The 21,217-nt window shown below is 66.9% G+C and carries 20 protein-coding genes; 15 read left to right on the forward strand and 5 right to left on the reverse strand.

Annotated elements, in window-relative coordinates; all coding sequences use genetic code 11:
* The first annotated feature begins 99 nt into the window (after window positions 1-99).
* The 5 genes from ACQR1X_RS18745 to dprA all read left to right on the forward strand — a co-directional run bounded on the left by ACQR1X_RS18745 (window position 100) and on the right by dprA (window position 5,727).
* Window positions 100-1,053, forward strand: coding sequence for an aspartate carbamoyltransferase catalytic subunit (locus tag ACQR1X_RS18745; RefSeq protein WP_434884870.1), 954 nt, complete (start codon window positions 100-102; stop codon window positions 1,051-1,053).
* Between the two features lie 23 nt (window positions 1,054-1,076).
* A complete protein-coding gene (locus ACQR1X_RS18750) occupies window positions 1,077-2,378 on the forward strand; it encodes a dihydroorotase (protein ID WP_434899349.1) in 1,302 nt (433 codons plus the stop codon).
* A gap of 30 nt (window positions 2,379-2,408) precedes the next feature.
* Entirely contained in the window at window positions 2,409-3,005 is a 597-nt protein-coding gene (plsY, locus tag ACQR1X_RS18755) for a glycerol-3-phosphate 1-O-acyltransferase PlsY (RefSeq protein ID WP_434899350.1), read from the forward strand.
* Between the two features lie 147 nt (window positions 3,006-3,152).
* Window positions 3,153-4,544, forward strand: coding sequence for a patatin-like phospholipase family protein (locus ACQR1X_RS18760; protein WP_434899351.1), 1,392 nt, complete (start codon window positions 3,153-3,155; stop codon window positions 4,542-4,544).
* Between the two features lie 64 nt (window positions 4,545-4,608).
* The gene (gene dprA, locus ACQR1X_RS18765) at window positions 4,609-5,727 is read left to right on the forward strand and encodes a DNA-processing protein DprA (protein ID WP_316181868.1); all 1,119 of its coding nucleotides are present in this window, start codon (window positions 4,609-4,611) and stop codon (window positions 5,725-5,727) included.
* Between the two features lie 3 nt (window positions 5,728-5,730).
* Here the strand turns inward: dprA and ACQR1X_RS18770 are convergent, their stop codons facing one another.
* The gene (locus ACQR1X_RS18770; protein WP_315804096.1) at window positions 5,731-6,129 is read right to left on the reverse strand and encodes a winged helix-turn-helix transcriptional regulator; all 399 of its coding nucleotides are present in this window, start codon (window positions 6,127-6,129) and stop codon (window positions 5,731-5,733) included.
* Window positions 6,130-6,226: 97 nt separating this feature from the next.
* Between ACQR1X_RS18770 and ACQR1X_RS18775 the strand changes: the two genes are divergently transcribed.
* On the forward strand, window positions 6,227-6,838 hold the full coding sequence (locus ACQR1X_RS18775; protein ID WP_315804097.1) for an FMN-dependent NADH-azoreductase: 612 nt from the start codon (window positions 6,227-6,229) through the stop codon (window positions 6,836-6,838).
* Between the two features lie 77 nt (window positions 6,839-6,915).
* Here ACQR1X_RS18775 and ACQR1X_RS18780 read toward each other — a convergent pair whose 3' ends face one another.
* Window positions 6,916-7,689, reverse strand: coding sequence for an SDR family NAD(P)-dependent oxidoreductase (locus ACQR1X_RS18780; protein ID WP_434899352.1), 774 nt, complete (start codon window positions 7,687-7,689; stop codon window positions 6,916-6,918).
* Between the two features lie 142 nt (window positions 7,690-7,831).
* On the opposite strand from ACQR1X_RS18780, the gene ACQR1X_RS18785 reads away from it, so the two are divergent.
* Complete coding sequence (locus ACQR1X_RS18785; RefSeq protein ID WP_434890190.1) at window positions 7,832-8,275, forward strand: winged helix-turn-helix transcriptional regulator; 444 nt, start codon at window positions 7,832-7,834, stop codon at window positions 8,273-8,275.
* Window positions 8,276-8,288: 13 nt separating this feature from the next.
* On the opposite strand, the gene ACQR1X_RS18790 is transcribed toward ACQR1X_RS18785, so the two are convergent.
* Window positions 8,289-8,498 (reverse strand): hypothetical protein, encoded by a 210-nt coding sequence (locus tag ACQR1X_RS18790; protein WP_315712655.1) that lies wholly within the window; start codon window positions 8,496-8,498, stop codon window positions 8,289-8,291.
* Between the two features lie 225 nt (window positions 8,499-8,723).
* On the opposite strand from ACQR1X_RS18790, the gene topA reads away from it, so the two are divergent.
* The 8 genes from topA to ACQR1X_RS18830 all read left to right on the forward strand — a co-directional run bounded on the left by topA (window position 8,724) and on the right by ACQR1X_RS18830 (window position 19,921).
* On the forward strand, window positions 8,724-11,495 hold the full coding sequence (gene topA, locus ACQR1X_RS18795) for a type I DNA topoisomerase (protein ID WP_434899353.1): 2,772 nt from the start codon (window positions 8,724-8,726) through the stop codon (window positions 11,493-11,495).
* A gap of 4 nt (window positions 11,496-11,499) precedes the next feature.
* Entirely contained in the window at window positions 11,500-13,875 is a 2,376-nt protein-coding gene (gene rnr, locus ACQR1X_RS18800; protein ID WP_434899354.1) for a ribonuclease R, read from the forward strand.
* On the forward strand, window positions 13,872-14,318 hold the full coding sequence (locus tag ACQR1X_RS18805) for a DUF983 domain-containing protein (protein ID WP_316181857.1): 447 nt from the start codon (window positions 13,872-13,874) through the stop codon (window positions 14,316-14,318). Before rnr ends, ACQR1X_RS18805 begins: the two co-directional genes overlap by 4 nt.
* A 40-nt stretch (window positions 14,319-14,358) precedes the next feature.
* The gene (locus ACQR1X_RS18810) at window positions 14,359-15,117 is read left to right on the forward strand and encodes an NUDIX hydrolase (protein WP_434899355.1); all 759 of its coding nucleotides are present in this window, start codon (window positions 14,359-14,361) and stop codon (window positions 15,115-15,117) included.
* Between the two features lie 44 nt (window positions 15,118-15,161).
* Entirely contained in the window at window positions 15,162-16,499 is a 1,338-nt protein-coding gene (locus ACQR1X_RS18815) for an amidohydrolase (RefSeq protein ID WP_434899356.1), read from the forward strand.
* 234 nt (window positions 16,500-16,733) lie between these two features.
* Entirely contained in the window at window positions 16,734-18,059 is a 1,326-nt protein-coding gene (locus ACQR1X_RS18820; RefSeq protein WP_316218285.1) for an LLM class flavin-dependent oxidoreductase, read from the forward strand.
* Between the two features lie 119 nt (window positions 18,060-18,178).
* Complete coding sequence (gene rpmG / locus ACQR1X_RS18825) at window positions 18,179-18,346, forward strand: 50S ribosomal protein L33 (RefSeq protein WP_006611239.1); 168 nt, start codon at window positions 18,179-18,181, stop codon at window positions 18,344-18,346.
* A gap of 222 nt (window positions 18,347-18,568) precedes the next feature.
* Window positions 18,569-19,921 carry a protoglobin domain-containing protein gene (locus ACQR1X_RS18830; protein WP_434899357.1) on the forward strand — a complete coding sequence of 451 codons (1,353 nt, stop codon included), beginning with the start codon at window positions 18,569-18,571 and terminating at the stop codon, window positions 19,919-19,921.
* A gap of 112 nt (window positions 19,922-20,033) precedes the next feature.
* On the opposite strand, the gene ACQR1X_RS18835 is transcribed toward ACQR1X_RS18830, so the two are convergent.
* Both ACQR1X_RS18835 and ACQR1X_RS18840 read right to left on the reverse strand, forming a co-directional pair.
* Window positions 20,034-20,264, reverse strand: a complete 231-nt coding sequence (locus ACQR1X_RS18835; RefSeq protein WP_315804107.1) for a hypothetical protein — start codon at window positions 20,262-20,264, stop codon at window positions 20,034-20,036.
* Window positions 20,265-20,409: 145 nt separating this feature from the next.
* The gene (locus ACQR1X_RS18840) at window positions 20,410-21,108 is read right to left on the reverse strand and encodes an aspartate/glutamate racemase family protein (protein WP_434899358.1); all 699 of its coding nucleotides are present in this window, start codon (window positions 21,106-21,108) and stop codon (window positions 20,410-20,412) included.
* Window positions 21,109-21,217: the final 109 nt, after the last annotated feature.

The raw sequence follows: 21,217 nt of genomic DNA on the forward strand, positions 1-21,217 counted from the left end.
AGCCCCCTGAGAGGCTCGGAAGACGGAACGGGGGATAACTCGGAACCCCGGCTTTCGGCCTTGCCCCCCATGGAAACCGCGCCTATAGCTCTGGCTTTAATGGCAACCTCTCCGAAATCGACTTTCGTCCTCGGGCACCGGCATTTGCTGGGAATCGAGGGCCTTTCCGCCCACGACATCACCGGCCTCCTCGACCTGTCCGAGGAGTATGTCGAACTGAATCGTCAGGTCGACAAGAAGCGCACCGTGCTGCGCGGCCGCACCCAGGTCAACCTGTTCTTCGAGGCCTCGACCCGCACGCAATCCTCGTTCGAGCTGGCGGGCAAGCGGCTCGGCGCCGACGTCATGAACATGTCGGTGTCGTCCTCGTCCATCAAGAAGGGCGAGACCCTGATCGACACCGCGGTCACGCTCAACGCGATGCATCCGGACATTCTGGTGGTCCGCCACCACGCCTCCGGCGCGGTCGAGCTGCTCGCGCGCAAGGTCGACGGCTCCGTGATCAATGCCGGCGACGGCGCGCATGAGCATCCGACCCAGGCGCTGCTGGATGCGCTGACGATCCGCCGCAACAAGGGCCGCATCGAGGGGCTGGTCATCGCGATCTGCGGCGACGTGCTGCATTCGCGCGTGGCGCGATCCAACATCCTGCTGCTGAACACGATGGGCGCGCGCGTCCGCGTGGTCGCACCCTCCACGCTGCTGCCACCCGGCATCGAGCGCATGGGCGTCGAGGTCGCGCGCGACATGCGCGAGGGGCTCAACGGCGCCGACATCGTGATGATGCTGCGGCTGCAGCGCGAGCGCATGAACGGCTCGTTCGTGCCGTCGTCGTCGGAATATTTCCAGTATTTCGGGCTCGACCAGAAGAAGCTCGCCTACGCCAAGTCCGACGCGCTGGTCATGCATCCGGGGCCGATGAACCGCGGCGTCGAGATCGAATCCATCGTTGCCGATGGCGCGCAGTCGCTGATCCGGGAGCAGGTCGAAATGGGCGTCGCCGTGCGCATGGCCGTGCTCGAAGCACTGGCCCGCAACCTGCCCAACGCGTGATACAGAAGTCGGGACCAAACGCCATGCTGACCGACCGCCGCCCGATCCTGCTCGCCAATGCGCGCGTCATCGACCCCTCCCGCGACTTCGACGGCCCCGGCGACGTGCTGATCGCCGACGGCGTCATCCGCGACCTCAAGCGCGGCATCGGCGCCGCGGGCGTGCCCGAGGGCACCGATGTCGTCAACTGCGCCGGCAAGATCGTGGCCCCCGGCCTGATCGACATGTGCGCCTTCGTCGGCGAGCCGGGTCTGGGCCATCGCGAGACATTCGCCAGCGCCAGCCAGGCCGCCGCGACCGGCGGCATCACCACCATCATCTGCCAGCCCGGCACTGAGCCTGTGATCGACAATTCGGCGACCGTCGACTTCGTGCTGCGCCGCGCCCGCGACACCGCGATCGTCAACATCCAGCCGATGGCGGCGCTGACCAAGGGCCTGCGCGGCGAGGAGATGACCGAAATCGGGCTGTTGCGCGCCGCCGGCGCCGTCGCCTTCTCCAACGGCCACAGCAGCGTGATGAACGCCCAGGTGATGCGCCGCGCGCTGACCTATGCGCGCGATTTCGACGCCCTGATCGTGCATCACACCGAGGATCCGAACCTCGTCGGCGAAGGCGTCATGAACGAAGGCGAGTTCGCCTCGCGGCTCGGCCTCCATGGCATCCCGCCCGCAGCCGAAGCGGTCGTGCTCGAGCGCGACATGCGCCTCGTCGCACTCAGCAAGGGCCGCTATCACGCGGCCGCGCTCAGCTCGGTCGACTCGCTCGACATCCTCGGGCGCGCCCGCGAGGCCGGGCTCACGGTGAGCGCGTCGGTCTCGATCAACCATGTCACCCTGAACGAGAACGACATCGGCCCCTACCGCACCTTCCTGAAGCTGACGCCACCGCTGCGCACCGAAGTCGATCGCCGCGCGCTGGTCGAGGCGCTGGCTTCCGGCCTGATCGACGTCATCATGTCGGACCACACGCCGCAGGACGTCGAGGTCAAGCGGCTGCCGTTCGCGGAAGCCGCCAGCGGTGCGGTCGGCCTGGAGACGATGCTGCCGGCGGCGCTGCGGCTCGTGCACAATGGCGAGCTGAGCTGGACGACCCTGATCCGCGCGATGTCGACCCGGCCCGCCGAGCTGCTCCGCCTGCCCGGCGGCACCTTGCGGGCCGGCGCGCCGGCAGACATCATCGTGATCGATCCGGACGTGCCCTGGATCCTCGATCCGGCCGACCTCAAGTCGCTGTGCAAGAACACACCGTTCGACGAGGCCCGCTTCACCGGCCGCGTGGTCCGCACCATCGTCGGCGGCCGCACCGTGTTCGAACATGTCTGACGCAAGGCGAAGCGTCGAAGGAGTGGTGTGATGGGTTCCGAAGCCTTTCTGCCGGTTGCTCTGATCATCGGCTATCTCCTGGGGTCGATCCCGTTCGGCCTGATCCTGACCAAGCTGGCCGGCACGCAGGATCTGCGCAGCATCGGCTCCGGCAATATCGGCGCCACCAACGTGCTGCGCACCGGACGCAAGGGGCTCGCGGCAGCAACCCTGCTCGGCGACGCGCTGAAGGGTACCGCGGCGGTCATCATCTCCGGCTATCTCGGCGGCCCGAATGCCGCGATGATCGCGGGCCTCGGCGCCTTCCTCGGCCACCTGTTCCCGGTGTGGCTGAAATTCCGCGGCGGCAAAGGTGTCGCCGTTTACATCGGTATTTTGATCGGTCTGTTCTGGCCGGGCGCGATCTTCTTCTGCCTGGTCTGGCTCGTCACCGCGTTCGCGCTCCGCTACTCATCGCTCGCGGCACTCGTCGCCAGCGTGCTGACGCCGATCGTGTTGTGGGCTTTCGGCCACAGCGCGCTGGCCGCCTTGTTCGCCCTTCTCACACTGTTGCTCATTTACATGCATCGCGAAAACATCAAGCGATTGCAGTCGGGCACCGAGAGCAAGATCGGGGCGAAGAAGTAGTCACTCCGGGCAAATACGGAGCAAATACGGAAAACCTGTGTTTTAGCCTGTATTCACAGCGGCTGCGCAGCAACACCGGCGATTCATCATCTAACAAGTCAACGCGGGACTCTGGCGTGAATCACGATTGCCTGTCATGATTCCTGCATGTGGTTACGCAAGACCAATTCCAGCGGTTCGTCGGCCACGCACGATGACCGTACTGATCAGGTTCCGGCGCAGCAGAAGGCGGCCCCGGCCCGATCGAACGCCAGCCTGCTGCTGTCGGCCGCTGAGATCTGGTCGACCGGCATCACGGCCGCTGCAGAACCGGCGCAGACGCCCGAGACAGTCGCTCCGGTCACGTCGGATGTCGCGCTCCCCGCCGAAACATCCGAGCCCAGCCGTGCGCCGGAACGAGCCGATGTCGCGCCGGCCGCTGCCGAGATGATCATGGCAACCACGTGCGCGGCCGCAATCAGCGAGACCAAAGCCGCGGAGACGCCCGAGCGAACGCTTGCGGAGACGATCGCAACGGTCACGCTGCCGCCACCGCCCCGGACGTGGCCGCCGCGCAAGCTGTCGCTGGCCCTGCAGGGCGGCGGAACGTTCTCGGCCTTCACCTGGGGCGTGCTGGATCGCCTGCTCGAGGAACCCGGCTGCGATTTCGACACCATCAGCGGCGCCAGCGCCGGCGCGGTCAACGCCGCGCTACTCGCGAGCGGGCTCGCCAAGGGCGGCCGTGATGAAGCGCGCAACCGGCTCGCTTTGTTCTGGACCCGGCTGATGGAGGAGGCGTCGTTCCGATCGCTGCTGATGATCGGCGCGTACTCGCCGGCGAGCAGCTCGGTGTCGTTCGGTGCGGGGCTGCGGGGCGGACGCGCCGACCCGCTCGATCTCGATCCGCTCCGCGACCTCCTCCGCGAGACGATCGATTTCGACGCCGTGCAGGGCCCGGCCGCGCCCCGCCTGCTGGTTGCGGCGACCCGGGCCCGTGACGGCCTGCCGCAGATCTTCCGCAATGCCGGCGTCACGCCGGATGCTCTGCTCGCCTCCACCTGTCCCGCGCAACTACACGCCGCAGTCGACATCGAGGGCGAGGCGTATTGGGACGGCGGCTACGTCACCAATCCGCCGCTGATCCAGATCGCGCATGAGTCGAGCGCCGCCGACCTGCTGGTCGTTCAGGTCACGCCCGCGCGCGACGCCTATGTGCCGATGACCTCGGCCGCGATCGATCGCCGCCTCGACCAGATCGCCGGCAATGCGGTCCTGAACGCCGAGCTCGCGGCACTCGAATGGGCGCGCAGCGACGGCCTGCATCCGCCGCGCGTTCATCGGCTTGCCGCCGAGGACGAGATCGAGGCCCTGGCTCAGCGCGATGCGACCGACCTCGGCAGCGGCTTCATCGAGCTGCTCTACCAGCGCGGACGCGACGCCGCGGAACGCTGGCTGCGCGAAGCCCCGGCCGGCACCACGCCGGCCATCCCCGACGAGCAGCCCGCGCTGGCGTCGCCGGTGTCCGCGTCCGAGAATGTGCGCGACGTCGCGCCGGCGTAGCGCGCCCTCTTCCCTGCGTCTTCGGGTTGCTCCATTCTAGCCTCCGGGTTTGGGGGGGCTTTGCGTGGACGCCATCAACACGACGATCGAGCTGAGCGACACCGAGCGGCGCGACCGGCTGCGGCTGATCCGTTCCGACAATGTCGGCCCGCGCACCTTCCGCTCATTGCTCGACCATTTCGGCACCGCGCGCGCCGCGCTCGACCGGCTGCCCGACCTGGCACGCCGCGGCGGCGCGGCCGGAGCATCCCGGATCTGTACGGTCGGCGAAGCCGAGGCCGAACTCGATGCCTGCAAGCGGCAGGGCGTCGACCTGCGGGCACCGGCCGAGGACGGCTATCCGCCCCGCCTCGCCACCTGCGAGGATGCGCCTCCGCTGCTCGCGGTGCGCGGCGCCCGCGAGACGCTGATGCGCCCGATGATCGCCATCGTCGGCTCGCGCAACGCCTCCGCCGCCGGGCTCAAATTCGCCGGCCAGATCGCCCATGAGCTCGGCCGGGCCGGCTTCGTCATCATCTCGGGCCTCGCCCGCGGCATCGATCAGGCCGCCCATCGCGCGAGCCTCGGCAGCGGCACGGTCGCAGTGCTCGCCGGCGGCCACGACCGGATCTATCCGCCGGAGCATGTCGATCTGCTCGGCGCCATCATCAGTGGCAGCGGCGCCGCGATCTCCGAGATGCCGCTCGGACACGAGCCGCGCGCCCGCGACTTTCCCCGCCGCAACCGGCTGATCTCAGGTGCCTCGCTCGGCGTCGTCGTCGTCGAGGCCGCGCATCGCTCGGGCTCGCTGATCACGGCGCGCATGGCCGGCGAACAGGGCCGCGAGGTCTTCGCCGTCCCGGGCTCGCCACTCGATCCGCGCTGCGCGGGCACCAACGATCTCATCAAGCAGGGCGCCACGCTGGTCACCGAAGCCGCCGACATCATCCAGGCCGTCGGCCCGATCATGGAGCGGCCGCTGCCCTTGTCGCTGTGCGAGCCGGACGAGGAGTTGTTCGCGCCCGATCCCGAGAGCCACGATCGCGCGCAGATCACAGCCCTGCTCGGCCCGACCCCGGTGTCGATCGACGACCTGATCCGGATCAGCGGCCTGTCACCCGCCGTGCTGCGCATGGTGCTGCTTGAGCTCGAGCTGGCGGGCCGCCTGGAGCGCCACGGCGGCGGGATGGTGTCGCTGATCTGACTCTCAGTCCGCATCCCTGCGCGCGTCGAACCGCGTGCGCGCCTGCTCGATCTGCTCCTGGTGCCGGATGGCCCACTGCCCAAGCGCCTGCACCGGCTGCGACAGGCCGCGGCCGAGATCGGTCAGCTCATAATCCACCCGCGGCGGGATGGTCGGAAACACCGTCCGCGTCACCAGCCCGTCGCGCTCGAGGCCGCGCAGGGTCAAGGTCAGCATCCGCTGGGAAATCCCGCCAACGAGCCGCTTCAGCTCGTTGAAGCGCTTCGGGCCGTCCTGAAGCATCATGATGACGAACACGCTCCATTTGTCGCCGACACGCGCCAGGATCGAGGCCGCGCCCCGGCAATCATCATGACTTGGCTGCGTCGGGAGATCGGGATCATCGCTGTTCGCAAGTGTCACGGCTGTGCTCGGGTTTCAAGAATGTGCGTTCTTGTGAGGTTACAGCACAGTCACTCATAGTGCGCCAGTTACAAACCAATACTGAGGTGACTGACCTATGACCCAACTCCTCCACATCGACTCCAGCGTGCTCGGCGCGAACTCCGTCAGCCGTCAGGTATCCGCCGCGATCGTCGGCCGTTTTCGCCAGATCATGCCGGGGCTGGAGGTGATTTACCGAGATGTCGCAGCCGAGCCGCTGTCGCATCTGTCAGGAACGCATGTCGCCGTCGCTTACGGAGCGCCCGTCGAGGATCCCGCGGTGGAAGCTGATATCGCTGCCGGACAGGCGGTTCTAGAAGAGTTCCTGGCTGCCGATATCGTCGTGATCGGCGCTCCGATGTACAACTTCTCTATCCCGAGCCAGCTTAAGGCCTGGATCGACCGCATCGCCGTCAAGGGTAAGACCTTCAGCTATGGCCCAAACGGCCCGCAGGGTCTGGCCGGTGGCAAGCGCATTATCGTGGCGCTCTCGCGCGGCGGCCATTACGGCGCGGACACGCCGATGGCGGCATTCGAACACCTGGAGACCTATTTGCGCAGTGTCTTCAGCTTCATCGGCGTCACGTATCTCGAATTCGTTGCGGCCGACGGTGTCCAGATCGGCCCGGAGCATCGCGAGCAAGCCCTGGCCAAGGCGATTCAAACGGCCGGCGGTCTCGCCGCTTGAGTCCCTCGGTGGCTGCCGCCGGCAGCCACCGCTTTCAACTCCGGGGCAGGTCTCAAACCGCCCACCGACCCGGCCGGTCAACCCCGATAGATCGGCGCACCGGCCGGCGAGCTCGTGGCGCCGCCATCGACGAACAGCTCCTGGCCTTGGACATGCGCGGCGTCGTCCGAGGCCAGGAACAGCACGGTGCCGGCGATATGGTCAGGCTCGCCGATATGACCGAGCGGGGTGGTCGCCGCGATCCTTGCCTCGAACATCTTTTCGGCGTCCGGCGTCGCGACCGCGGCGCCCCAGATCGGCGTCCGGATCGCGCCCGGCGCGACCACGTTGACGCGGATGCCGCGCGGCGACAGCTCCGACGCCAGCACCCGCGCCATCGCGCGCACCCCGGCCTTGCTCGCGGCGTAGGCCGAATAGCCGGGATTGCCGAGCACGGAGATCACCGAACCATTGAGGATGACCGAGGCGCCGTCCTTGAGATGAGGCAGCGCCGCCTGCACCGTGAAGAACACGCCCGTCAGATTGGTGCGGATCACCTGCTCGAACACCTCGAGCTTGGTTGCCCCGGCAGGGGTGGCGCCGGGGATGCCGGCATTGGCGAACAGGATGTCGAGCTTGCCGAAGCGTTCTGCGGCGCGGGCAGCCGCGGCCTCGGTCGCGGCGATGTCCGTGGCATCGGCCACCAGCGCCAGCGCGTTCGGCCCGAGCTCGCGCGCCGCAGCCTCCAGCCGCCCGGCGTCGCGTCCGGTGATCGCGATCCTGGCGCCTTCGGCGACGAAACGACGGGCGGTCGCAAGCCCGATGCCGCTACTGCCGCCGGTAATCAATGCCGTCTTGTTCGCAAGCCTCACGTCCGTCTCCATTTGGTTGCATTATTAAACCGATGGACGACATAGGCGGCCTGGTTTTATAATGCAACCACGCAAGTGCGTGAGCGGACGCGAGCGCCCCCGGGATCAGCCCCCCGCGGGGTGACAGGACAAGGATGATTTGATGGTCAAGCGCACCAGCCTGGAAGGCGACGCCTGCCCGATCGCACGGTCGCTGGATGCGATCGGCGACTGGTGGTCGCTGCTGATCATCCGCGATGCCTTTCTCGGCGTGCGCCGCTTCAGCGCGTTTCAACGCAGCCTCGGCATGGCCAAGAACATCCTTGCGGCGCGACTGCGGGCGTTGGTTGATCGCGGCATCCTGACCACCGAGCCGGCCTCGGACGGCAGCTCCTATCGCGACTACGTGCTGACGCCGAAGGGCCGCGGCCTGTTTCCGATCCTGGTCGCACTGCGGCAGTGGAGCGAGGAATTCGACGAGCACCCCGACCAGATCGCCACCGCGCTCGTCGACCGGGTGAACCGCAGGCCGGTTCGCAAGCTGCTGCTCACTGCGGATGACGGACGGACGCTGGCGCCGGAGGAAACCGCTCTCGCCCCGCGGTGAGCACGACTGGCCGTCAGCACAGCCTGCGGCGGCTGCGCAGCCTGAGATGCTCCTCGGCCTCCAGGTTCGCCATGCGCAGGAGGTAGTCGAGCATGTCGAGGCGATGGCGCTGCGCCAGATGCGACAGGCTGGCCGTCACCTCGGCGATCAGCGCCGCCGCGGCGTCGGGATCCTCCACCATCGCCTCGACGTCCGGGTCGCTTTTGTCCGCTGCCTTGGCCAACAACTGTCACCCAGCATAAGGAATTTGACGAAAAACAACCTCAAAAGAGCGCGGATCTCATCGTGCTCCGTACAACCTGATAGGTACTTCGCCGACCCAACGCAATCGCCTTTCAACATCCCTCGATTTGACAGGAACCCCCTCACCACCCATGTTCGGGTCAACGCAGCCGGCGCGAATCCCGCGAAGCCAGCTTCAATCCTTCCACTAAGCCATTGGAAATACATGAATATCGTCATCGTGGAGTCGCCTGCCAAGGCCAAGACGATCAATAAGTATCTGGGCTCCTCCTACGAGGTTCTGGCCTCTTTCGGTCATGTCCGCGACCTTCCGGCCAAGAACGGCTCCGTCGATCCGGACGAGAATTTCCGCATGATCTGGGAGGTCGACCCCAAGGCGGCCGGCCGACTCAACGACATCGCCAAATCGCTGAAGGGTGCCGACCGACTGATTCTCGCCACCGACCCTGATCGCGAGGGCGAAGCGATTTCCTGGCATGTGCTGGAGGTGTTGAAGGAGAAGCGGGCGCTCAAGGATCAGAAGATCGAACGCGTCGTCTTCAACGCCATCACCAAGCAGGCCGTCTCGGAGGCGATGAAGCATCCGCGCGAGATCGACGGCGCGCTTGTCGACGCCTACATGGCGCGCCGCGCACTCGATTACCTCGTGGGCTTCACTCTCTCTCCCGTGCTGTGGCGCAAGCTGCCGGGCGCCCGCTCGGCCGGACGCGTGCAGTCGGTCGCGCTGCGTCTCGTCTGCGATCGCGAGCTGGAGATCGAGAAGTTCGTCCCGCGTGAATATTGGTCGCTGATCGCAACCTTGGCGACGCCGCGCGGCGACATCTTCGAGGCGCGCCTCGTCGGCGCCGACGGCAAGAAGATCCAGCGGCTCGACATCGGCACCGGCGCGGAGGCCGAGGATTTCAAGAACGCGCTCAACGCGGCGAGCTACACGGTCGCGACCGTCGATGCCAAACCGGCGCGGCGCAATCCGCAGGCGCCCTTCACCACCTCGACGCTGCAGCAGGAGGCGAGCCGCAAGCTCGGCTTCGCGCCGGCGCACACGATGCGCATCGCGCAGCGTCTTTACGAAGGCATCGACATCGGCGGCGAGACCACCGGCCTCATTACCTATATGCGAACCGACGGCGTGCAGATCGCGCCGGAGGCGATCACCCAGGTGCGCAAGGTGATCGGCGAGATCTACGGCAACAAATACGTCCCGGATAGCCCGCGCCAGTACCAGGCCAAGGCCAAGAACGCCCAGGAAGCGCACGAAGCGATCCGTCCGACCGACCTGTCGCGCAAGCCGGCCGAGCTGCGCAAGCGGCTCGATGACGATCAGGCCAAGCTCTATGAGCTGATCTGGACCCGCACCATCGCGAGCCAGATGGAATCGGCCGAGCTTGAGCGCACCACCGTCGACATCATCGCCAAGGCGGGCGCGCGCACCCTGGAGCTGCGCGCCACCGGCCAGGTCATCAAGTTCGACGGCTTCCTCGCGCTCTATCAGGAGGGCCGCGACGACGAGGAGGACGAGGACAGCCGCCGCCTGCCGCAGATGAGCCCGAACGAACAGCTCAAGCGGCAGAATCTCGCGGTCACCCAGCATTTCACCGAGCCGCCGCCGCGCTTCTCCGAGGCCTCGCTGGTCAAGCGCATGGAGGAGCTCGGCATCGGCCGTCCCTCGACCTATGCCTCGATCCTGCAGGTGCTGAAGGACCGCGGCTACGTGAAGCTCGAGAAGAAGCGGCTGCACGGCGAAGACAAGGGCCGCGTCGTCATCGCGTTCCTGGAGAACTTCTTCCGCCGCTACGTCGAGTACGATTTCACGGCGGATCTCGAGGAGCAGCTCGACCGCATCTCCAACAACGAGATCGCCTGGCAGCAGGTGCTGAAGGATTTCTGGACCGGCTTCATCGGCGCCGTCGACGACATCAAGGACCTGCGCGTCGCGCAGGTGCTCGACGCGCTCGACGAAATGCTGGGGCCGCACATCTATCCGCCGCGCGACGATGGCGGCGATGTCCGGCAGTGCCCGACCTGCGGCACGGGACGGCTCAACCTCAAGGCCGGCAAGTTCGGCGCCTTCGTGGGCTGCTCGAACTATCCGGAATGCCGCTACACCCGCCCGCTCGCCGCCGACAGCGAGGCGACCGCCGATCGCGTGCTCGGCCAGGATCCGGACACCGGGCTCGACGTCGTCGTCAAGGCCGGCCGCTTCGGCCCCTACATCCAGCTCGGCGAGCAGAAGGATTACGCCGAGGGCGAGAAGCCGAAGCGCGCCGGCATCCCGAAGGGGACCTCGCCTGCGAGTCTCGAGCTCGACCACGCGCTGAGGCTGCTATCGCTGCCGCGTGAGATCGGCATCCATCCGGAGACGGGTCTGCCGATCATCGCCAATCTCGGCCGCTTCGGGCCGTTCGTGAAGCACGACAAGACCTATGCGAGCCTGGAGGCCGGCGACGAGGTGTTCGACATCGGCCTCAACCGCGCGGTCACGTTGATTGCGGAGAAGATCGCCAAGGGACCGAGCAAGCGCTTCGGCGCCGATCCCGGCAAGGCGCTCGGCGAGCATCCCTCGCTCGGCGCCGTCGCCGTCAAGGCCGGCCGCTACGGCGCCTATGTCACCGCCGGCGGCGTCAACGCCACCATTCCCGGCGACAAGGAGAAGGACACGATCACCCTGGCCGAGGCGATCGCGCTGCTCGACGAGCGCGCCGCCAAGGGTGGCGGCAAGGCGAAGGCCAAGGGCAAGGCGGCGAAGCCGGCCAAGTCTGCCAGCAAAGCGGCGGCCAGCAAGGCCAAGCCGAAGACCGGCGGCGACGACGACACGCCGAAGCCGGCGAAGAAGGCCGTGGCGAAGAAGGCGGCCGCCAAACCGAAATCAGACTCCACCAGCAAGGCGCGTGCGCCGGTCGCCAAGGCCGCCAAGACCTCGGCGAAGCCCGCGACCAAGGCGACGCCCAAGAAGAGCGCTGGCAAGGCCCGCGGATGAGAAAATGAGCAAGAAGCGCGACATCGGCTTCCCTCCGCGGGAGGCCATCGTCGCCTACATCCGCGCCAATCCGGGCAAGGTTGGCACCAAGGATATCGCCCGCGAGTTCGGCCTGAAGAACGCTGATCGCGCGGCCCTCAAGCAGTTGCTACGCGAGCTCGTCGCCGACGGCACCGTGAAGAAGAGCGGCCGCAAGACCGTCGTCGAGACCGCCACCTTGCCGGCCACGCTGGTTGTCGACATCACCGGGCGCGACAGCGACGGCGAGCTGATCGCCAAGCCCGCCGAGTGGGACGAGGCCGAGCAATCCGAGCCGCCGCGCATCCGCATCCACACCCCGCGCCATGCCGGGCCCGGCTCGGCGGCCGGCGTCGGTGACCGCGCGCTGCTCCGCGTCGAGCCGATCCAGGATGAGGCGGGCGTGTCCTATCGCGGCCGCGTCCTCAAGGTGCTCGATCAGGCGCGGCCGCGCGTGCTCGGCATCTTCCGCAGCAATCCCGGCGGCGGCGGCCGCCTGATTCCGGTCGACAAGAAGCAGGCGGGACGCGAGCTCTCCATCGCCCCTGCCGACACCAAGGACGCCAAGGACGGCGATCTCATCAGCGTCGACCTGCTGCGCGGCCGCGGCTACGGCCTGCCCTCGGGCCGGGTGAAGGAGCGCTACGGCTCGGTCGCAACCGAGAAGGCGATCAGCCTGATCGCGATCCACGCCCACGAGATCCCGATGGATTTCTCCGCGGCGGCCGTGGCAGAGGCCGAAGCCGCGCAGCCCGCGAGCTTGAAGGGGCGTGAGGACTGGCGCGAGCTGCCGCTGGTCACGATCGATCCGCCCGATGCCAAGGATCACGACGACGCCGTTCATGCCGAGCCGGATCCCGATCCGAACAATGCCGGCGGCTTCATTCTCCATGTCGCGATTGCCGACGTCGCCTACTACGTGCGGCCGGGCTCGGCGCTCGACCGCGACGCGCTGATCCGCGGCAACTCGGTGTATTTCCCCGACCGCGTCGTGCCGATGCTGCCCGAGCGCATCTCCAACAATCTGTGCTCGCTGGTGCCGGGCGAGGCGCGCGGCGCGCTCGCGGTGCGCATGGTGTTAGGCGCGGACGGCCGCAAGCGCTCGCACTCGTTTCATCGCGTGCTGATGCGCTCGGCCGCCAAACTGTCCTACGCGCAGGCGCAGGCCGCCATCGACGGCAAGCCCGACGACGTCACCAGCCCCCTGCTCGAGCCGATCCTCAAGCCGCTCTACGCGGCCTATGAGGTCGCCAAGCGCGGCCGCGACGCGCGCGATCCGCTTGACCTCGACATTCCCGAGCGCAAGATCCTGCTGAAGACCGACGGCACCGTCGACCGCGTCGTCGTGCCGGAGCGCCTCGATGCTCACAAGCTGATCGAGGAGTTCATGATCTCGGCCAACGTCGCCGCGGCGGAGCTTTTGGAGAAGAAGGCGCTGCCTTTGATCTACCGCGTGCATGATGAGCCGACGGTCGAGAAGATCCATGCGCTGCAGGAGTTCCTGAAGACGCTCGACGTGCCCTTCGCCAAATCAGGCGCGCTCCGGCCGTCGCTGTTCAACCGCGTGCTGACCCTGGTCGCCGGCCAGGACTACGAGCATCTCGTCAATGAGGTCGTGCTGCGCTCGCAGGCGCAGGCGGAATATTCGACCGACAATTACGGGCATTTCGGCCTGAACCTGCGCCGCTACGCGCATTTCACCTCGCCGATCCGCCGCTACGCCGACCTCGTCGTGCACCGCGGCCTGCTGCGCGCGCTGGGCCTCGGCGACGGCGCCCTGCCCGACAGCGAGACGCCGGATCACCTCGCCGAGGTCGCGGCGCAGATCTCGGTGACCGAGCGGCGCGCGATGAAGGCCGAGCGCGAGACCGCCGACCGCCTGATCGCGCATCATTTGGCGGACCGCGTCGGCGCCACCTTCCAGGGCCGCATTTCCGGCGTCACCCGCGCCGGCCTGTTCGTCAAGCTCGATGATACCGGCGCCGACGGCCTGGTTCCGATCCGCACCCTCGGCACGGAATATTTCGACTATGACGAGACGCGCCACGCGCTGATCGGCCAGCGCAGCGGTGCCATGCACCGGCTGGGTGACGTCGTCGACGTGCGTCTGGTAGAAGCTCAGCCGGTGGCCGGTGCGCTGCGCTTCGAGCTGCTGACCCAGGCGGATGTGCTGGTGTCGCGGCATCCGCGCGGCGCAGGACCCCGGCGAAAGAATAACGTCGGGAAGAACGCCAAGGCGACCAAGCGGGCCAAATCCGAGGCTCGGCCGAAGCACAAAGAAAAAAGCCGCAAGAAAAGCCCAGCGGCAGGGGCAAAACGCAAGCCCGGCACATCGAAGAAAGGCAGATCGTGGACGCCATGACCTCAACGCCCCGCACATTGCCCCCGCAGACCTGGACGCGTGACGCCGGCGCCGTCGAGAAGCGCGACGTCTGGACCGCGATGAAGCGCGGCCTGCGCGGCCGCTGCCCGCGCTGCGGCGAGGGCAAGCTGTTCCGCGCCTTCCTGAAGGTCGCGGACAACTGCGACCGCTGCGGCCAGGATTTCTCCGGGCATCGCGCCGACGATCTTCCCGCCTATCTCGTGATCGTCATCGTCGGCCACATCATCGTGCCGCTGGTGCTCTCGATCGAGACCAACTACGCGCCGCCGGTGGCGCTGCAGCTCGCGATCTATCTGCCGGTGACCTTGGTCGCCTCGCTCGCCTTGATTCAGCCGGTCAAGGGCGCCGTCGTCGGGCTGCAATGGGCATTCCGCATGCACGGCTTCGACGACAATCCCGTGGAAGGCATTCCACCGGTGTGAGCGACCAAACGATTAACAAAGAAGAAAAAGCGGGGAGGACATGAGCGATACGGCACAGGCGACCAGCGCGCCGAAGGGCAAGCCCGCCGAGAAGGAAGCGGACCATCATCCCTACACCAAGCCACGCGATGCTGCGACGCTGATCCTGGTCGACCGCAGCGGCGCGGTGCCGAAGGTGCTGGTCGGCAAGCGCCACGACAAGGTCGTGTTCATGCCGGGCAAGTTCGTCTTCCCCGGCGGCCGCGTCGACAAGACCGATCATCGCATTCCCGTGGCAGCGCCGATGCCGGCGGAGCTCGAAGCCAATCTGTTCAAGGGCAAGCCGCAGACGACGGCCTCGCGCGCGAAGTCGCTCGCCGTCGCCGCGATCCGCGAGGCCTGTGAGGAAACCGGTCTCTGTCTCGGACGCAAGGTCGGCGGCCCCGCGCCGAAACTAAACGGGCCATGGGCGCCATTCGCCGACGCCGGCCTGCTGCCCGACCCGTCGGGGCTGTTCCTGATCGCCCGCGCCATCACCCCGCCCGGCCGCATCAAGCGCTTCGACACCCGCTTCTTCACCGCCGATGCCTCCGCCATCACCCACCGTGTCGAGGGCGTGATCCATGCCGATGCCGAGCTGGTCGAGCTGGTCTGGGTCGAGCTTGGCTCCAGACCGCTCGCCGATCTGCATCCGATGACCAAGAACGTGCTCCACGAGCTCGACCGCCGCCTCGCCACCGGGCCGCTGCGCCACGACGCTGACGTGCCTTTCTTCCATTTCTATGGCGGCAAGATGCAGAAGGACGTGCTGGGCGGTTGAGCTGAACGGGACTAGACTGATTGCGTTCATCGGAGAGCCAATCCATGACGCAGTCTCGCAGCCTTCTGCTCGCCTCCGCCGTGCTGATCGCCCTCGCCGCGACGCCGGCGCATGCGGAGCTCGACGTCTCAGCGCTGAAAAGCACCATCGCCGCATCGCTCGAGCGCGACTATCCCGCGCTCGATGTGCTCTACAAGGATCTGCACGCGCATCCCGAGCTCGCCTTCCAGGAGGTGAAGACCGCGGCAAAGCTCGCGGAGCAGATGCGCGCGCTCGGCTTCGACGTGACCGAGAAGGTCGGCAAGACCGGCCTGGTCGCGCTGTACAGCAATGGTGACGGCCCGACCATCATGGTGCGCACCGAGCTCGACGCGCTGCCAATGGAAGAAAAAACCGGCCTGCCCTACGCCAGCCGCGACAAGGCCAATTGGAACGGACACGAGACCTTCGTCGCGCATAGTTGCGGCCACGACGTGCACATGGCGAGCTGGGTCGGGACGGCCAAGACGCTCGTCGGCATGAAGGACAAGTGGAAAGGCACCTTGATGTTCATCGCCCAGCCGGCCGAGGAAGAGGTCGCGGGCGCAAGAGCGATGCTGGCCGACGGCCTGTTCACGCGCTTTCCAAAGCCCGATGTCGGCTTCGCCCTGCACGACGGCGGCTTCGCTTATGGCTCACTTACCTATCGCACGGGAATCGGCTCCTCCAGCGTGGATGGACTGTTCGTTCGTTTCCACGGCCGGGGTGGTCACGGCGCGGCTCCGCACCAGACGATCGATCCTGTGATGATGGCCGCCCGCTTCGTCGTCGACGTGCAGAGCGTGATCAGCCGCGAGAAGGATCCGACCGAGTTCGGCATCGTCAGCATCGGCGCGATCCATGGCGGCACCGCCGGCAACATCGTTCCTGACAACGCGCTGGTGGTCGGCACGATCAGAAGCTTCAAGCCTGAGGTGCGCGCCAAGCTCGTGGCGGGCATCGAGCGCACCGCGAAGGCCGTGGCCGCCATGGCCGATGCGCCGCCGCCGCAGATCGAGATTAGCGAGGGCGCGAAGGCCGTCATGAATGATCCGGGCGTCGTCGCGACCGGCGAGAAGGTGCTGCGCGCCGCCTTCGGCGACAAGCTGATGCTGGTCCCGCCGACCACGACCAGCGAGGACTATTCCGAGTTCGTATCGGCCGGCGTGCCCTCGATGTTCTTCGGCATCGGCGTCTATGAGCCCGAGCGCGTCGCCGCCGCGCGCAACGGCAGCGGGCCGCCGCTGCCGCCGAACCATTCGCCGCAATTCGCCCCGGTGCCCAAGCCGACGATCGTGACCGGCGTCACCGCGATGACGCTCGCGGTGCTCTCGGCGTTCGACGCGCGGGCGCAGGGGCAGTAGCGGGTCCGGCCGCGACAGGCTGCGCTACGCTCGCCACGAGTTGGGCGGTCCAGCCACACGGGAGGTGTTGTCCCGGCGAAAGGCATCATTGTTTGTGTCGGCTGCGTGGCCCACGCCGGAATGAGTGTGCTACCTCCGCCACCAAAAACGAAATCGTGTTCTGCGGCGGGTGGCTGACACGCATCAGCCGAGTTCCTATCTGCTGACGAGAGCAATCATCCCGGACGCCCCCACATGGCCCCTCGTCAACTCAAGCTCGGCGCCTTCATGCGCCCGGTCTCCATCCACACCGGCGCGTGGCGCTATCCCGGCGCCTGGCCGGACGCGAATTTCAACTTCGCGCATCTCAAGCAACTGATCCGCAAGCTCGAGGCCGGCAAGTTCGATGCCTTCTTCATGGCCGATCATCTCGCCGTGCTGAACATGCCGATCAACGCGCTGAAGCGCAGCCACACCGTGACGTCGTTCGAGCCGTTCACCCTGTTGTCGGCGCTATCGGCGGTCACCGAGAACATCGGCCTGATCGCGACGGGATCGACCACCTTCGACGAGCCCTATCACGTCGCCCGCCGCTTTGCTTCGCTCGACCACATTTCCGGCGGGCGCGCCGGCTGGAATATCGTCACCACATCGAACCCGGATGCCGCGCTGAATTTCGGCCTCGACGATCACATGGAGCACGCCGAGCGCTACAAGCGCGCCCGCGAGTTCTACGACGTCGTCACCGGCCTGTGGGATTCCTTCGCCGACGATGCCTTCGTGCGCGATGTCGAGAGCGGGCTGTTCTTCGACCCTGCGAAGATGCATGTGCTCGATCACAAGGGCAAATATCTGAAAGTCCGCGGACCGCTCAACATCGCCCGCCCGGTGCAGGGCTGGCCGGTGATCGTACAGGCCGGCGCCTCGGAGGACGGCAAGCAGCTCGCGGCAGAGACGGCCGAGGCCGTGTTCACCGGCGGCGGTAGCCTCGCGGATGGAAAGACACTCTATGCCGACATCAAGGGCCGCATGGAAAAGGTCGGCCGCGATCCGGAGCATCTGAAGATCCTGCCCGGTGCCTTCGTCGTGGTCGGCGACAGCGTCGACGAGGCCAAGGAGAAGCGCGCTTTGCTCGACAGCAAGGTGCATGACGACAGCGCCATCGCCTCGCTCTCGGTCATCCTCGGCACCGACGCCTCCGGCTTCGATCCCGATGGCCCGCTGCCGCCGATTCCCGAGACCAACGCCTCCAAGAGCGGCCGCCAGCGCCTAGTCGATGTCGCCGCGCGCGACAAGCTCACGGTGCGGCAACTGGCGCAGCGGGTCGGCGGCTACGGCGGTCTGTCCTTCGTCGGCACGCCTGCGACGATCGCCGACCAGATGCAGGAGTGGCTGGAAAGCCGTGGGTCGGACGGCTTCAACATCATGTTCCCATTCCTGCCGGCAGGGCTCGACGATTTCGTCGACAAGGTGATTCCCGAGCTGCAGCGCCGCGGGATCTTCCGGACGGAGTATGAGGGGCCGACCTTGCGGGAGAATCTCGGCCTGCCCCGGCCGAAAAACCGCTTCTTCCCAGCCTAGGCACCCCAGAATCTGGCCCTCAAACCTTGACTTTGGGGGCTGGCTGGGTAGGTTGCCGGCCAACGGCGCCCCCTCTTTGGCCGGTGCCCACCCTATCCCCGATTCCAGAGGTTCAAGACATGGCCAAGGCGGTCACCATCAAGGTCAAGCTCGTGTCGTCGGCCGACACCGGCTTCTATTACGTCGCCAAGAAGAACTCGCGCACCATGACCGACAAGATGGTCAAGAAGAAGTACGACCCGGTCGCGCGCAAGCACGTCGAATTCCGCGAAGCCAAGATCAAGTAAGATCGCGGTCTGCTGCGACTTCAACGGGGCCGTTTCGGCCCCGTTTTTTATTGGGCCGATGCCTCCACTCCTGCGGCACGGGCCATCTCCCATCTGATCGGTCCATGGGCCGCGGCTGAATCCGGTTCCCGACTTAAGGAGCCATCAACCAAACCCGTGCGATTTGGGGTAGCGGCGCACCCTCAGTAGCGTCTCCCTCCTTATCTTACCGGCAGACCAGCGATGACCGATCTTCAGACTTTGCAATCCCGGCTCGATTTCATCGGCATCGACCATGCGACCCGGGAGGCGCTGCGGGAGCTGCGGCCGCTGATCGGCAAGGTGCTGCCCGGCCTGCTGGACCAGTTCTATGCCCATGTCGGCAAGGTCCCGCATCTCGCCAAGATGTTCTCCAGCCCGGCCACGATGCGGCACGCCAAGCAGGCCCAGCACGATCACTGGATGTCGCTGGCGACCGCGAAGTTCGACGATGCCTATGTGAAATCGGTGACCCGGATCGGCGAGGCCCACAACCGGATGGGGCTGGAGCCGCGCTGGTACATCGCCGGCTATTCGCTGATCGTGACCGGGCTGCAGAAGGCGATCGAGACGGAGATCGCGGACGGCTGGTTCGGCGGCAAGGCGGCGCGCGAGAAGAAGGCCGCGCTGCAGGCTGCGATCACCAAGGCGGCGATGATCGACATGGATCTCGCCATCTCGGTCTATCTCGATGCGGCCAAGACCGAGCAGCACGCCGCCATGCAGCGCATGGCCGACGAGTTCGAATCCACCGTCGGCCAGATCATCAACAAGGTCCATGCCGACGCGCGCACGCTCGAGGTCTCGGCCAACACGCTGACCAAGACCGCCGAGCAGACCCAGCATTTGTCGGCCAGCGCGGCCTCGGCCTCGGGCCAGGTCTCGACCAACGTGCAGTCGGTCGCCTCGGCCGCCGAGGAGATGACCTCCTCGGTGCATGAGATCGGGCGGCAGGTCAGGGAATCGACCACCATCGCCAAGGAGGCCGTTCGCCAGATCGAGCAGACCGATGTCGGCATCAGCGAGCTGTCGCGCACCGCCGAGCGCATCGGCGACGTGCTCAAGCTGATCACCTCGATCGCCGCCCAGACCAACCTGCTGGCGCTGAACGCCACCATCGAGGCGGCGCGCGCCGGCGACGCCGGCCGCGGCTTCGCGGTGGTCGCCTCCGAGGTCAAGGCGCTGGCGTCGCAGACCGCGAAAGCCACCGAGGAGATCGGCCAGCAGATCGAAGGCATCCAGAGCGCGACGCAGTCCTCGGTCGCCTCGATCAAGCAGATCGGCGGCACCATCCAGCAGATCTCGGAGATCGCGGCCGGCATCGCGGCCGCCGTCGAGCAGCAAGGCGCCGCGACGGGGCAGATCTCGCGCAACGTGCAGGAGGTCGCCGGCGGCACTGCGCGCGTCGTCGGCAACATTGGCGACGTCAGCAAGGGCGCCAGCGCCACCGGCGCCGCGTCATCGCAGGTGCTGGCGTCGGCGCATTCGCTGTCGCGCGAGAGTGATCACCTCAAGGACGAGCTGGAGACATTCCTGCGCAAGGTGCGCGCGGCGTAGCCCGGTTCAGCCGGCGCGCCGGGCGCGTCAGCGTGAGCATCACCCGCCATTCCTCCGCGTCGCAGGAACGGCGGACGACGTTGCACTGAACCGGGCCGACGCACCGGGCGTGCTACATCCCGTGGCTCTGGAACACCGCCGAGCAGCGCTTGCTCAGCTTGGTCCGGTTCTGCGTCAGACAGTTCTGGACTGCGAAGTCATCGCCGAGCTGACTGCGACAGAAGCGCTTGGCATCCGGCGCGCACGCCTTCTGCTCCTGCGGCGTCCCCATGTGGCCCTGGGCCATGGCGAATGACGGCAGAACGGACAGCGACACGGCAACCGCAAACATCAGCTTCTTCATTGGGCGCTCCTGCTTGGGCTGAAACAAACGTTTCCCGCCCAAGGGGGTTCCGACGGAACTGTGCGTCCGAAGACCGGATGGCGAGCGTCGCAGCCAATGCGGCCTGCACATCCCGCTGTGAACGATCAGCGCCTTGCCGCAATTCTCAGCCGGAGCCGGACATCGCCCGCGCCAGCGCAGCACGCGCGAGCAGACGCGTCGAATCCAACGTCGGCAGAGGCGAGTTGGCATCGTCGATGATCAGCGGAATCTCGGTGCAGCCGAGTGCGACGGCGTCGCAGCCATCACCTTTCAGCCGCGCGATGATCTTCTGAAAGGTCGCGACGGAGGGCGGCTCGAACCGCCCGTAGACGAGCTCATCCATGATGATGCGGTTGGCCTCGACGCGATCGGCCTCCTCTGGACGCGCGAACGCCAATCCGTGTGCCATCAGGCTGTCCGGATAGACATTGCTGTCGACGAGCCATGTCGTGCCGGTGATGCCGATACGCCTGTAGCCTCTCCTGACCGCCTGCTTGGCAACCTCGTCGGCGATGTGCAGCCACGGCAACGGTGAGCGTGGCAGCACGAGCGGCAACGCCTGGTGGATGGTGTTGTCGGGACAGATCAGGAAATCCGCGCCAGCCGCAGCGAGCTTGCGCGCCGAGGTCAGCATCAGCTCGGCGACGCCATCGAGATCGCCGCGATCGAGGCAGGCCACGTAGTCGGCGAGCGACGGCGTGTGCATCGACACCTCGGGATGGGCATGCGGCCCCAGCAGGTCGGCACCCTCCTTGCAGATCGTGCGATAGCAGAGCGCCGCGCCCTCGGCGGAGCAGCCGACGATGCCGATGTGTCGTGTCATTCGTCGTTCCATCCCATCAACGTCGCCGACGATGATAGCGCGAAAGGCGGCCGAGCGTGAGCATCGCCAGCCGCCCACGCGCACCATCCTCCGTCATTGCAACAGAACG

Origin of the sequence: Bradyrhizobium sp. HKCCYLRH3073 (genome assembly GCF_051167995.1) — a bacterium.
Lineage (GTDB): Bacteria > Pseudomonadota > Alphaproteobacteria > Rhizobiales > Xanthobacteraceae > Bradyrhizobium.